The organism is Aquabacterium sp. CECT 9606 (assembly GCF_918741295.1).
In the GTDB taxonomy this organism is placed as follows: Bacteria; Pseudomonadota; Gammaproteobacteria; order Burkholderiales; family Burkholderiaceae_C; genus Aquabacterium.
On record NZ_CAKKNB010000003.1, the window covers coordinates 768,396 to 780,011 of the forward strand.

The window sequence follows — 11,616 nt, forward strand, 5'->3', positions numbered from 1 at the left end:
TCGGTCTACGGCACCGATCGCTCCGGCAGACCGGGCATGGCCTCGCTGCTCAACCACAGCCATGATGACAGGCCGGACTTCCGCGCCGCACGCTCCTTCTCTACTCGATCCTTGGGTGGCATGAAATCACTGAGGACGTACAAAGGCACGGGGACCGGCCCCACGTCCAACAGCAAGGCATTGGGAAACGGGCCTGCGCTCTTGGCGTCGTAGCGCAGAGGTTTGACAAAGCGGCGCTGTTGCGCCACCAAGGCATGCACCAGAGGCAGTTCGTGGACACCCTCAATCGGGATCCAGTGCTCGCTGGTCAACATCAAACTGGCGGCATCAATCTCATAGGTGTGCTCCCGTCGCGCACGAATCAGCGCGGCCAAGACCAGACGCACGGTGTAGCCGTTGTCCGCATCACGTGCCTCGAACATGGGGGCGAACACGCGCTCAATCCGCTCCCAGGTTTTCGTGGCCACCAACAAAGGTGCATCGGGCATGTGCTTGATCCACAAGCGCCGACCGAGCGCGGTCGCCTCGCTGGTCTTGAATTCACCAATGACCACGGCCAACGGGCTTTGGCCTTCATGGGGCCGCAACACGGCCAGCTTGTCCCTGCGACGCTGCGCTGCCTGTGCCTTGGTGGCTTCGTTGAAGGCTTCGGGCACATAGAGGCGCTCGCTCAGCGCCACCCCTTTGACCATGACATCCTCGGCAGCGCCAAGCAGGTACTTGTGCAGCACGCCCTGGTTGCGTTTGCCTTCCATCGCAGGGCTCCATCGGTTGAAGCCCGCCCGTTCGAACAAGAAGTGCATCAAGGCACGCAAGCTCATCCGCCGCTTGGGCGCCTCTACCTCCGCCGCTTCTTGGGGTTCACCTCGGGGCACGCTGGGCCCCACGGTCCTTGTCCATGGAAAGTCCACGCGCAACTGGATCTGGCCCGGCACCAGTTCCAGCACCGCTTCGCCTACCAGTTCGCCCAGGCCCGACTGCTGTGGCTCTGGCTCGAACGAAGGGCAGGACGGATGGTGATTGCTGCCGGTGCCGGGCATGCGCTTGACCACGAACTGCCGGTGCCGTGCCACATACATCTCGACACCCCCAGGCACGCACAGGCAGCGTGGACGTTCGGGGGTGTCGTACACCTCTGTTAAATGCGTCTGGAGCGTCGGCGCACTGTCATTGACCACGCGTCCTTTGATCGAAAACCGTTGCGGGGTGGCCTCCGACCCGGGTGATGCTGCCATGATGTCAGACCAGATCACTGAGTAGCTGCTCTGCTGTAGGCTTGGGGCGGGCCAGCAACTCGCGCACGGCACTGCGCTCGCTGATACCCAGAATGAGCCCCACAGCATCCTCATCAGCACCGCGCTCGTAAAGGCGTGCGACTACCGACCTCCGAACGGCAAGCGCTGTCACGCCCCGTAGATCGCCATATCGAAACAGCTTCCTGTAAGTCTCGAGAATCGGCCGACACAGGAAGCGACGCTGGTCAGCATTTCCGTAGCGTGTGATCTTGAATCCGTCGCCAGTGACAGACATGAATAGTCGGCTTGCCGGGTCCAGACCGCGATAGGCCTTCGCATCGCCGATGCCAAACCTGTCTTTCAGGCGTTCGTCCAGATAGAAACCCAAGGCTTCATCCAGCCGTGTGCTGACAAAATAAAGGGGTCTCGCCTTCCCCGTGATGGCTACCTCTGCACGCATCTCAGAGGCACGACGCACACTTCCATCCGGATTCAGGTAGTCCCGAACCTCCAGCCTGGCGATTTCCAGGGGACGGGCGCCGGTGGCAAAAATCAGGTAGAACAGGGCAAGGTCATGCCACGGTCGCCCACTTCGTGCCTTGATGCGCCTACCAGCCAGAGCGATTTCTTCGAGCGATACGATGCGAAGAACCTGCGACCCGGCAATGCGCCTGGGATCGAAGTGGGCTAGCGCCAGCATGATGGCATCACGATGTAAACGCAGTCGCCGCACGAATGCCGCGCCGTCTTCATTCAAGCCATCAATGTCCGCAACTTGACTTAGCTTCACTGCAATCGCTTTGATCCGTCGTTCGACTGCCGTCCGGGAGATCGAGAAGCGTTCGGCAACGGCTTCGTAGGTTTCGCCGTTGACCACTGCTTTGAACATTTGAATCGACTGTGAAACGGTGTCTCTATCCGCCTCTGAATTTTCTTCGCATGACATGGCACTCTTCCACTTTGCCTGTCCCCGTCCATTGCTCTTATCGTTGATTTCATGCTCTGCCGCTCCCCATTTTTACCCCCAAGCGCCGCCCCCAAAACGGGGCTTTCCGCATAGGATGAATGGGTGCAGCGACTACCCAACATCACAGCATGACGGACGCCTCGCATCCTTTGAAGCACTCATTTGAGGGGGCAGCAGTGCGTCAACTGCTGCCCTGTTGGTCGATCCACAGTTTGATGTCCTCCACCCGCCAAACTGTCACACGATCAGATAATTTCAGCGGCTTTGGAAAAGTCCCTTCTTTTACGCGCCGCCACAGCGTCGATTTAGAGAAGGGGACCAGTTTCAGTACTTGAACTTGCCTATGAAACCCGGTTGTTGGCATGTCCAGAGAATTGGGAAAGGGAATAGCGGTCACAGCCAGCTTGGCGGTGTGATTGACTTGTCGCATGATCTCGCCTTGTCTCGGTGTTCGCCGAAAAAGGACATGACCTGCTCTGTAACGGTCGCGCTAGGTCAGGTTTGCGCCAGCCGCGAGGAACGCTTGACTCCGTCTTGCACGGCCGACGTTCCGGGCGAACCGTGTTTGAATGTTCATCTAGAAAAACAAGGCGTTCGTCACTGGACGCCAAACATCCTCATTGGCAGGTAACGACTGCGACGCCGCCACAAGCTGGCGGATTTCCCCGTTCAAAGTTGGCGTTTCAGCGCTCAGGGCACGGGACTGTTGACACCATATTGGAGCGCATGGTGAGCAGCAAGGATGTCAGGAAAAGTTCCACGTCAAACGACGGCAATGTCGGTCCGTTGTGCGTGGCGTCTGCTGTGCCATTCCCTCATCTCGTGCGCACCGATCATTCCTCATCGGCAGGCTCGACGGACACAAGCTGAATCTCGGGTATCGCCAGTTCACCAATGTCCTGCTCCAAGTGGCGGTCACTCAGTGCCACATCGTCTGCCTGCTTGCCGCCGTCTGTGTTGCCCGCCCCAGGACCACGCCCCTCCAAGACGTTCATGCGACGCCGCAAGCCACTTGCCAAATTGCGCGCGCCATTGGCCACGTCTCGCACCTGGCGCTTGAGGGCCGCGCGCTCAACGTCCACCGCCTGGGCCGTGATGACCTCGTGAATCTCCAATGTCTGCAGCAGCGGCATCAGTTGGTCCAACTTGCCCAGCACCTCCAGGTAGCGGCGGCCAAAGGACGACAGCACGCCCACTTCGACCGCCAAGGGCACGGTGTCGTAAGTGGCCACGCTGGTGATGCCATGCGCCTTGAACAGCGCCTCAGCCGCGTCGATGGCGTCATTGAGCTTGTCGTTGACGGCGTCCAACTGCCCCCGGATGGTGGCCTCGACCTTGGCGATGTCATCGTGGTCCAGCCGTGTGCGCGCGATCACCGAGATGAAATGGGTGTTGAGCTGCAGCGTGTTGAACAGACGAACGAAGAAGCGCTTGCCCTCCGCGCTGGTGAAGCGTGTGGGCATCTTCACACTGGCCGCCTCGATGCGGCGGAAATCGGCCTTGGTTTCCTTGGCCAGGATGCGGGCGTTGACGCCGCCTTGGTCCATCTTGACGATCTGTGTGTCGGGCATGTCGCGCTCCCCTGGATGGCTGGGTCACCACCATCTTGCAAACCGCGCCATGGCATCACCACCGGGAATGACCAGCATTTTTGGCCCCTTTCGACGCCAGCCCCTGTTTTGCCGCCGATGCCTCTTGACCACGCCTGGCACTGGAACTACCTTGGCCACATGCAGCAGCTGGCCCTGCATTCAAACCAGGCAAGCCCAGGAGTTGATGAGATCCCAGACGGCGAAAACCGTCTTGATGCCGTCGAAGCGGCTTCCGAGGTGAGGGCACGGCGCGGTCAAGAAAACCTCTTTGCGCCCTCCCCCCGAAAGCTTTCTTCGATCGGTTGCTGGCACACCGATCCCGGACGGTTAAACCGTCCGCTCAAGCCAGCCCTGGAGTCATCTCATCACCGTCGGTTCACCACCGACCGTTCATCACCCAGTGGGGGCCTCGCCCTCCTCTGTGGTGCACCGCGCCTCCACCATCCATTGGAGACCACGATGCCACACAAGAGCACATCCCTCATCAACACCCTGGTCGCATCGACCGGGTTGTTGCCCGACAGCCCGGCTGCCAACGCCTGGTTCGACGACGAATCCGAGCACATCGACTGGAGTGAGGAAGACATCGTCTTCCTGCATTGGCGGCTTCTGCAAGAGATCACCCAACTGGCCGATCCGGCCACGCCGCTGGAAGACAAGTTCGACACGCTGCGCTGGGTCTTCACCGAGCGCGAGAAGGACCATCAGCCCTTCTCGTTCGTGAGCTGCCTGCGCGTGGTCGGTTGTAGCCCGCTCTCTCCGATCGCCTATTGCGGCCTCGTGGACGCGCAAGACATCCGCGACCACATCCGCAACAGCCTGAAGCCCTGGCTGGCCGCGTCGCTGGCACGCTATCCGCATTGGGTGCGCGAGGCCATCAGCCGCAATCCGCAGTGGGTCGAGGCCCGCCTGGCCAAGAACCCGCAATGGATCAACGAGCAGCTCAAGCAGATGGCCGACCAAGGCGACCTGTTCATCTGACTCAGTAGGCCCCAAGGGTCGATCCGCCGCACTGCCTCAATGAAAGGAGCATCCCATGCACCAAGCAGCATTTATCCAAAGGCAAGCCGTCCCCATGCTGCCCGTCCACGAACCCAGGGACATCGAGTTCCTAGTCAAGGAAAGCGAAATCCTCACCGGCCAGGCTGGCCGCATCTTCGTCATCGCTGGCGCTGACTGGCTGACCTACCGGGTGCAATGGCATCCGATGGGCATCAAGGTTGAACGCTTGGGTGACCAGGGGCAAGTCTTGTGCTCACAGCATCAACTGCCCCATGAGTTCCTCGACCACAGCGTGGTCGAAGCCCTGCGCGCGGGGCAACTTTTCACACCCTCGGTCCGCCATCCCGGCTGACCTCCTCTTCACCCTTTGGCGGGCCTGCCCCGCTGGGGCCAGGGTCCGCCTGCATTCATGGAGAAACATCATGCACATCCAAGTTCAAATCAATGAAGAAGGCGCCCTGCGCAACCAGCGCTATGCCTTCACCGATCGCTTCACGCTCGTCTCCGAGCTGCTGCAAAACGCGCGCCGCGCTGGCGCGACCTGCATCGAGATCAACTACCACCCGGCCGTTCAGGTCTTGTGCGTCAACGACAACGGCTGCGGCATCGACGATTTCCAAAAGCTCCTGAGCTTTCACGAGTCTGGCTGGGATACAGCCACCGGCACAAGCGAGCATCCCTTCGGTATCGGTTTCTCCAAGTGCCTCTACGCGGCTTCGCGTTGTGTCATCGCATCGGGCAACCAGCGCGTAGACATCGACACGGCCGCCGCCTTGGCTCGGGCCTCATTCAATGTCGTTCAGACGGAGGCAGACGACGCCGTCATCGGCACGCAGGTCGAGTTGCACGGTGTGGATCTGCCCGACCTGGCGTCGCGCATCGAGACCCTGTGCCTGGGCTTCCCGATCCCCGTCCTGTTCAACGGTGATCCTTTGCAGCGGCGCTTGGCCGAAGACCATCTGGAGATGACAGACAGCCCGATGGGCAAGGTCTACCTCACCGGTACGCACGATGGCCTGCACAACCACCACACGGTGGTGTTCCTGCAGGGTTTTTGCGTGATGAAGCCGATTCACATTGCGGTGGATCAGGTCAATGTGGTCCATCTGGATTCAACGCAGTTCATGGCCCGCTTGCCGGACCGAGACAAGCTGATCGACGAGGACGTGCAGCGCAAGCGCATCGATGCCGAGCTGAAGGCCGACTGGCGCCGCGTCCTGGAAACCGCCAAGGTGCGGATTGCGCCTGAACGATTCGCCGACATGTTCTATGCGGCGATGCGTTCATGGGGCCACCTGGACCTGCTCAACGACTTGGATGTCTTGCCGTGCGAGCTGTGCAGCCTGATCTCGGCCTACCCCATTCAATGCCACAGCGGTGCGATCGACTATGTGCAACGCCTGGAGGTCCCGATCAAGCGCCAAGACGTGGAAAGCGGCCTTGTCACCCTGGTCATCCTCGATTGGCTGAATGAAGAAAATACAGCGCGCTGGATGCTGGCACAAGCCCAGAGCCATGTGCTGATCGATTCGTTCGGGCTTGACGCGGGCCATTGGGCACAACGCCACCTGCGCCTCCTGGAAGACGAGCCACTGGATGTCCAGGTGGTGGCCGAGCAGCACCGCACACAAATGGAAGGCCGGTGGATCTGGCCGACCGTGGTCCTCTGCGAGGCGATCAAGATCCAGGTGGGCGACGAGTGCGTCGTCATCACGGACGATGGCCTATTCCACGAAGACTGCCTCTACATCCCTCGGGGTGAGCACAGTGGTGAAGCGGTGCGCCAGGCCTCGGACTTTATGAACGAGTACGAGCAGTTCATGGAGAGCGACCTCGAAGCTGACCGCGAAAACTTGGCCGATCTGATCCGCCATTTGCGCTCGGTCGATCCGGTGCAGACGCTCTACTCGATGTTGCAGGAGTTGCGGCTGGGCAAGTACCCCTTGCTGCACGGCAAGTGTTTCCAACTGACGGTGGGGACCGGCACGGCGCCTGGTCACTCGCTTGAATTGATTGACTGACCCATGAGCTGGCCCGCCAGCCATCGGTCACCGCGCGGGATGGGGCCTCATCACAAAGAGGGGCCTGTCCCGCCTGTTCGCCCACGGCAGACACATCGAGCCCGCTCCATGGGTTGGGCCTGTCGCCAGGTGGGTTCATCCATCACGGAGATCTTCATGCAAAACCATGAATACGCGGCCCGCATCGAGGACATCAAGCGCCGTGCCCACGGCCGCTGGACAGAGATCCTCGGCAGCCTGGGCGTCGGCGAGCACATCCTGAAAAAGCGCAACCAGCCCTGCCCTTTGTGCGGCGGCACGGACCGCTTCCAGTACACCGACAGGTTCGGCGAGGGCAATTACCACTGCCGAGGCTGTGGCGCGGGCGGCGGCTTCAAGCTGCTGCAGGCCGTCAAGGGTCTGGATTTCAACAGCGCCCTGGTCGAAGTGGAGCGTTGCGTGGGCAGCGTGCCCGCCGAGCGGCACACCGCCGCGCAGGAGCCATCGGCATCCAGCATGAAGGCCTTGGCCAAGCGAATTTGGGATGAAGCCAGGCCCATCACAGCGGGCGACGAGGTGGAAAGCTATCTGGCCCAGCGTGGCCTGGCCCTGCCCAGCTACCCCAAGGTACTGCGCATGCATCCTGCTCTGGGCTACTACGAGAAGGACGGCAGCGGCAAGCCCCGCAAGGTGGCCGAGTACGCCGCCATGCTGGCCTGCATTCAGGGACCGGACGGGCATGCCGTCACCTTGCACCGCACCTACCTTCAGGACGGGCACAAGGCCGGGATGAAGGACGCCAAGAAGGTGCTGTCCTCTGGCATCAACGGTGCCGCGGTGCGCCTGTTCGATGCAAGCGAAGAGTTGGCCATCGCAGAAGGCATCGAGACGGCCATCGCCGTGCACCTAGCCACCGGCAAGCCGGTGTGGGCAGGACTGAGCGCGGGCAACCTGGAAAAGCTCTGGTTGCCCGACTCGGTGCGCAGCATCTGCATCTACGCCGACAACGACGCGGATGCCGACTTCGATGGTCAGGCCTTCGCGTTCGCGCTCGCACGCCGGTTGAAGAAGCAGCAACGCCAGACCGGGCCACGTCTGGTACGGGTGTTCATGCCCAAGACGGCCGGCACCGATTGGGCCGATGTGTGGCTGGCGCGCGCCAAGGAAGCATCCGAAGCGCGATAGCCGTTATCGACGGGGCGCGGCTGAGAAGCCGCCCCCGCCTTTTCAGCGCCACTGCCGGTCTAAAACCGTGACGGTGGCGGCGAAAAGGTTTCCCAACTGGTTGCTGTCACACCAGGCCCTGCGTCATGCAGGGCAAAGACAGCCCTGGAGTTTCAAGCGCAAGTCATCGCGCCCTGTGTGGATCGGCTTAGGCCCGATCCGTCATCAACCCTGGCGGGGATGTGCATCCCCGCCAGTGGGTCATGCCGTCCCCGCTTTTCTTTTCAGAGTAGGAGCTTGATATGAGAAGCGGACGTTCCCTTGCAGACCTGGCCCGTGAACTGGAGCGCCAGTTGCACTCGAAGAAGGACCTCGTGGTCCCCTCGTCGCTGCTGCGTCACGACACCGATGACCGAGGCGAGACCCGGCTCGTCATTGATGAGAGCGGAAAGCCAATGCCTTACGGCGTCATGCCGCTGGCACGCCGCCAGTTGGCCGACAAGCTGAAGATCCCCTATGCGTATTTCGAGCGCATGCGGGCCGAGCAACCGGTCCTGCTGGACCGCAATGTGAACACATGGCTGCAAAGCGAGGACGACCGGCGCATGATCCGCACGCTGGACGGTAACGTCCGTGCCGTGCTGTCGGACCGCTATCGAAGGCTGGACAACTTCGACCTGGCCGAAAGCGTGCTGCCCATCCTGCAGCAGTTGCCAGAGGTGCGCTTCGAATCGGTGGAACTGACCGAGACGCGGATGTACCTCAAGTGCGTCACGCCGCGATTGAAGGTCGAGATGGCGCCCGGCGATGTGGTGCAGGCCGGTGTGGTGATCTCCAACTCGGAGGTCGGGCAAGGCACCTTGTCCGTTCAGCCGCTGCTTTTCCGGCTGGTGTGCCGCAACGGCCTGATTGCCTCGGACCGCGCCTTGCGCAAGACCCATGTCGGACGGGCGCTGGGCTCGGACGAGAATATCACCGTGTTCAAGGACGACACCTTGCAGGCTGACGACAAGGCCTTCTTCTTGAAGGTGCGTGACGTGGTGCAGGCAGCAGTGTCTGAGGCGACCTTCCTTCAGGCCGCGCAGAAGATGCAAAAGACCTTGCAGATCCCACTGGTGGGCAACCCCGTCAAAACGGTCGAGGTACTGGCGCAGCGCTTCACGCTCAACGACACGGAGCGCGCGGGCGTCTTGCGTCACCTGATCTCTGAGGGGGACCTGTCGGGATACGGCCTGGTCAACGCGGTCACGCACTTTTCAAAAGAGGTCGAGGACTATGACCGCGCCACCGAGTTCGAAGCACTGGGCGGCAAACTGATCGAGTTGCCCACCAAGGAGTGGACAGAACTGGCGCAAGCCGCATAAGGCGGCCTTCACAACCACCGGTGCCTCAAGGCCCGGTGGTTTTTTCATGGGCTGGACGAACGCCCTCGCATGGCTTCTGCCATCTGCGCCAGTTCGTTGAACAACTTCTGAACCATGGCTGTTGAATACGGCAGACATGCCGGGGTGTTGCGGATGGCAAGCAGGTAGATCTCAGGCGCAGCGCTTGATTCAGATGGGACTTGATGGGTAAGCTGAAACTGCCCTTACCCACATCAAGAATGAACCATATGCCCAGCCAAAAGACAGCCATTCACCCGCATTGCCACCATGCCCCATTCGGGTCAACCCACAGGACCGACCATGAGCGCCACTAAATTCACCGACGTGCAACTGACCAATCTGTACATTCTTCAAGCCATCAGACTGGGTATCGCGCAAGACCGGGTATCAACCTGCCTCAAGTTCGCGCTTGATGCGGCCCAAGCCGATCACCTCTGCGCCCTGAACCACGATGAGTTGTGGTCTCTCGTGATCCGCATCGGACAGAGCACCCTGTTCCCTCCGCGTCAAGATTTCCTCACGTTGCTCAAGGCACCGGCGGCGCTGGCGGCTCCTCTTGCGGCGGTTCATCCGCCAAGACCGTTGCCCGCCTCACCCGCTCTGGCACTCACCCATCACTGCTGATCCACGGATCCGCGATGCCAACGCGCGCCGACCGGCAGCTCAGCGCCATCAAATTGGGCCAGGACTGCGCCGTGTTGGGCGCACGGGTTCGCACGATCCACCACATCACCGGCCTGAACCCGAGGGACGTTCAGCGTCTCTTCTTCAACGACCCGCAAGCAATACCGCGCGGCCGACCGCCCAACTCCCTGGAGTGGTACCACGGTGCCAACCTGATCGCCAGGGCCGAGGCCTCCATCTTTATCGCCATCTACCACCGCTTGCGCAACACCGGATTCAGCGCGGGCGAGTCCATGATCAGCGCCTACCGCGGCTACCAGGCCATTTGCCAGGGTCCGCACCGAATCAGCTTCGACCGGGCTTTCGACCTGGCCTCGCACACCGACGGGATCTGGCTGACGCCCACACCCGTTTTCGACATTCTCAGTTGCCCGGTGTGCAGCAGCAGGTTCATGACCGCCATTGGTACCCTGGCCCCTGCCAGCGACGAATGCCCTTTCTGTAAACTGATTCAGCGCTACGACACCGATCCCCGCTTGCAAGCATCATTTCCCCGTCACGCCGCCTGATCGCGCGATAGTCAGGCGGAAATCGCGCGCGGAACATGCCAACTGGTCTACGTCCGACACACCACTGGGCCGGATTGGGGGCATGAGGAGATGGCAACCGACGTTGCTGTCGCCCAACGCCCCCTCGGGGCTGGATTCCTCGCAATTGCCCCCTTTTGCTTTTAGACTTCGCAGCGACAGGGTTACGTTGGCAGCAAATACTTACAGGGGAAGCATCGGCCAAGAGGCAGGTGCGGATGTCGGCCAAGCCATGCTTGCGTGGCGCGATGGTCGGCCAGATGCCGTGTCGTAGCCCATCGACAGTGCGATTGCGGTCTGATCGCACGACAACCTAGTCAATTCGTCGTCAGACAATTTCTGCGATCGTCAGCAAAGGACCTCCCATGCGCCTCTCCCACTGCTTTGCCGCCATCCTCATTGCATTCGGCTCGATCGGGGCCTCTGCCGCCGATTGGCAGAGTTCAGGAGAGACCAACGGTGTCCAGCTCTACTCAAAGAGCGAACCTGGTGAATCCCTCAAGTATTTCAAAGGCGTGACGCGCATCAAGGCGCCCATGAAGAACGTGCTGGCAGTCATCCTGGTGCGCGAGACCTTCCCCGAGTGGTTCTACAACATGCTCGAAGACTCGACCTTACCAACAGACAACCCCGACAGTTCGTACTGCTACATCTGGATCAAAGGGGTCTGGCCCACCGACGACCGTGACACCGTCGCCCGAGTCACCGTCAACCAAGATCCCCAGACCCTGGCAGTGGCCATCACGGCCAAAAGTGCCGAGCAGCACCGCGTTCCGACCAAGAAGGATCGCGTTCGCATCCAAACCCTGTATTCAGGCTTCACGGTCAAACCCATCTCGGCCGACGAGACCGAGGTTCAACTGGAAGGCATGGCCGATCCAGCCGGGAACATTCCGGCCTTCGTGACCAACATGGTTGCATCCGATTTGCCGGCCAAGACATTGGTCAATCTGCGCACACGGCTGGAGACACCGGGCAAGGTTGATCTGAGCGTGCTGGACAAAGTCCCGTTCGCACAGTTGTCCATGCAAAAGATCAAACTGCCGCAGTGAGCAACCCT

General features: G+C 61.0%; 12 protein-coding genes. 8 read left to right on the top strand and 4 right to left on the bottom strand.

Annotated elements, in window-relative coordinates; all coding sequences use genetic code 11:
• Positions 1–5: 5 nt before the first annotated feature.
• From LQ232_RS16210 to LQ232_RS16225, 4 genes are all read right to left on the bottom strand, one after another.
• Positions 6–1,235: a DUF1173 family protein gene (locus tag LQ232_RS16210; protein WP_230181402.1), complete on the bottom strand. Its 1,230-nt coding sequence runs from the start codon at positions 1,233–1,235 to the stop codon at positions 6–8.
• Between the two features lie 4 nt (positions 1,236–1,239).
• Complete coding sequence (locus LQ232_RS16215) at positions 1,240–2,181, bottom strand: site-specific integrase (RefSeq protein WP_230181403.1); 942 nt, start codon at positions 2,179–2,181, stop codon at positions 1,240–1,242.
• Between the two features lie 202 nt (positions 2,182–2,383).
• Entirely contained in the window at positions 2,384–2,632 is a 249-nt protein-coding gene (locus tag LQ232_RS16220) for an AlpA family transcriptional regulator (RefSeq protein ID WP_230181404.1), read from the bottom strand.
• Between the two features lie 403 nt (positions 2,633–3,035).
• On the bottom strand, positions 3,036–3,773 hold the full coding sequence (locus tag LQ232_RS16225; protein WP_230181405.1) for a DUF1845 domain-containing protein: 738 nt from the start codon (positions 3,771–3,773) through the stop codon (positions 3,036–3,038).
• A gap of 480 nt (positions 3,774–4,253) precedes the next feature.
• On the opposite strand from LQ232_RS16225, the gene LQ232_RS16230 reads away from it, so the two are divergent.
• From LQ232_RS16230 to LQ232_RS16265, 8 genes are all read left to right on the top strand, one after another.
• Positions 4,254–4,775 carry a hypothetical protein gene (locus LQ232_RS16230; protein WP_230181406.1) on the top strand — a complete coding sequence of 174 codons (522 nt, stop codon included), beginning with the start codon at positions 4,254–4,256 and terminating at the stop codon, positions 4,773–4,775.
• Between the two features lie 55 nt (positions 4,776–4,830).
• Positions 4,831–5,148 carry a hypothetical protein gene (locus LQ232_RS16235; protein WP_230181407.1) on the top strand — a complete coding sequence of 106 codons (318 nt, stop codon included), beginning with the start codon at positions 4,831–4,833 and terminating at the stop codon, positions 5,146–5,148.
• 70 nt (positions 5,149–5,218) lie between these two features.
• Positions 5,219–6,817: an ATP-binding protein gene (locus LQ232_RS16240; RefSeq protein WP_230181408.1), complete on the top strand. Its 1,599-nt coding sequence runs from the start codon at positions 5,219–5,221 to the stop codon at positions 6,815–6,817.
• Positions 6,818–6,973: 156 nt separating this feature from the next.
• On the top strand, positions 6,974–7,981 hold the full coding sequence (locus LQ232_RS16245; RefSeq protein WP_230181409.1) for a toprim domain-containing protein: 1,008 nt from the start codon (positions 6,974–6,976) through the stop codon (positions 7,979–7,981).
• Between the two features lie 281 nt (positions 7,982–8,262).
• Positions 8,263–9,324: a DUF932 domain-containing protein gene (locus LQ232_RS16250; RefSeq protein WP_230181410.1), complete on the top strand. Its 1,062-nt coding sequence runs from the start codon at positions 8,263–8,265 to the stop codon at positions 9,322–9,324.
• 321 nt (positions 9,325–9,645) lie between these two features.
• The gene (locus tag LQ232_RS16255; protein WP_230181411.1) at positions 9,646–9,969 is read left to right on the top strand and encodes a hypothetical protein; all 324 of its coding nucleotides are present in this window, start codon (positions 9,646–9,648) and stop codon (positions 9,967–9,969) included.
• A gap of 14 nt (positions 9,970–9,983) precedes the next feature.
• Positions 9,984–10,538, top strand: a complete 555-nt coding sequence (locus LQ232_RS16260) for a FlhC family transcriptional regulator (protein WP_230181412.1) — start codon at positions 9,984–9,986, stop codon at positions 10,536–10,538.
• Between the two features lie 383 nt (positions 10,539–10,921).
• Positions 10,922–11,608: an START domain-containing protein gene (locus LQ232_RS16265; RefSeq protein ID WP_230181413.1), complete on the top strand. Its 687-nt coding sequence runs from the start codon at positions 10,922–10,924 to the stop codon at positions 11,606–11,608.
• The last annotated feature ends 8 nt before the right edge of the window (positions 11,609–11,616 follow it).

What these genes read in the sequence shown, in the direction of transcription:
- LQ232_RS16210 (WP_230181402.1), bottom strand. Translation starts at nt 1,235, where the DNA reads ATGGCAGCATCACCCGGGTCGGAGGCCACCCCGCAACGGTTTTCGATC.
- LQ232_RS16215 (WP_230181403.1), bottom strand. Translation starts at nt 2,181, where the DNA reads ATGTCATGCGAAGAAAATTCAGAGGCGGATAGAGACACCGTTTCACAG.
- LQ232_RS16220 (WP_230181404.1), bottom strand. Translation starts at nt 2,632, where the DNA reads ATGCGACAAGTCAATCACACCGCCAAGCTGGCTGTGACCGCTATTCCC.
- LQ232_RS16225 (WP_230181405.1), bottom strand. Translation starts at nt 3,773, where the DNA reads ATGCCCGACACACAGATCGTCAAGATGGACCAAGGCGGCGTCAACGCC.
- LQ232_RS16230 (WP_230181406.1), top strand. Translation starts at nt 4,254, where the DNA reads ATGCCACACAAGAGCACATCCCTCATCAACACCCTGGTCGCATCGACC.
- LQ232_RS16235 (WP_230181407.1), top strand. Translation starts at nt 4,831, where the DNA reads ATGCACCAAGCAGCATTTATCCAAAGGCAAGCCGTCCCCATGCTGCCC.
- LQ232_RS16240 (WP_230181408.1), top strand. Translation starts at nt 5,219, where the DNA reads ATGCACATCCAAGTTCAAATCAATGAAGAAGGCGCCCTGCGCAACCAG.
- LQ232_RS16245 (WP_230181409.1), top strand. Translation starts at nt 6,974, where the DNA reads ATGCAAAACCATGAATACGCGGCCCGCATCGAGGACATCAAGCGCCGT.
- LQ232_RS16250 (WP_230181410.1), top strand. Translation starts at nt 8,263, where the DNA reads ATGAGAAGCGGACGTTCCCTTGCAGACCTGGCCCGTGAACTGGAGCGC.
- LQ232_RS16255 (WP_230181411.1), top strand. Translation starts at nt 9,646, where the DNA reads ATGAGCGCCACTAAATTCACCGACGTGCAACTGACCAATCTGTACATT.
- LQ232_RS16260 (WP_230181412.1), top strand. Translation starts at nt 9,984, where the DNA reads ATGCCAACGCGCGCCGACCGGCAGCTCAGCGCCATCAAATTGGGCCAG.
- LQ232_RS16265 (WP_230181413.1), top strand. Translation starts at nt 10,922, where the DNA reads ATGCGCCTCTCCCACTGCTTTGCCGCCATCCTCATTGCATTCGGCTCG.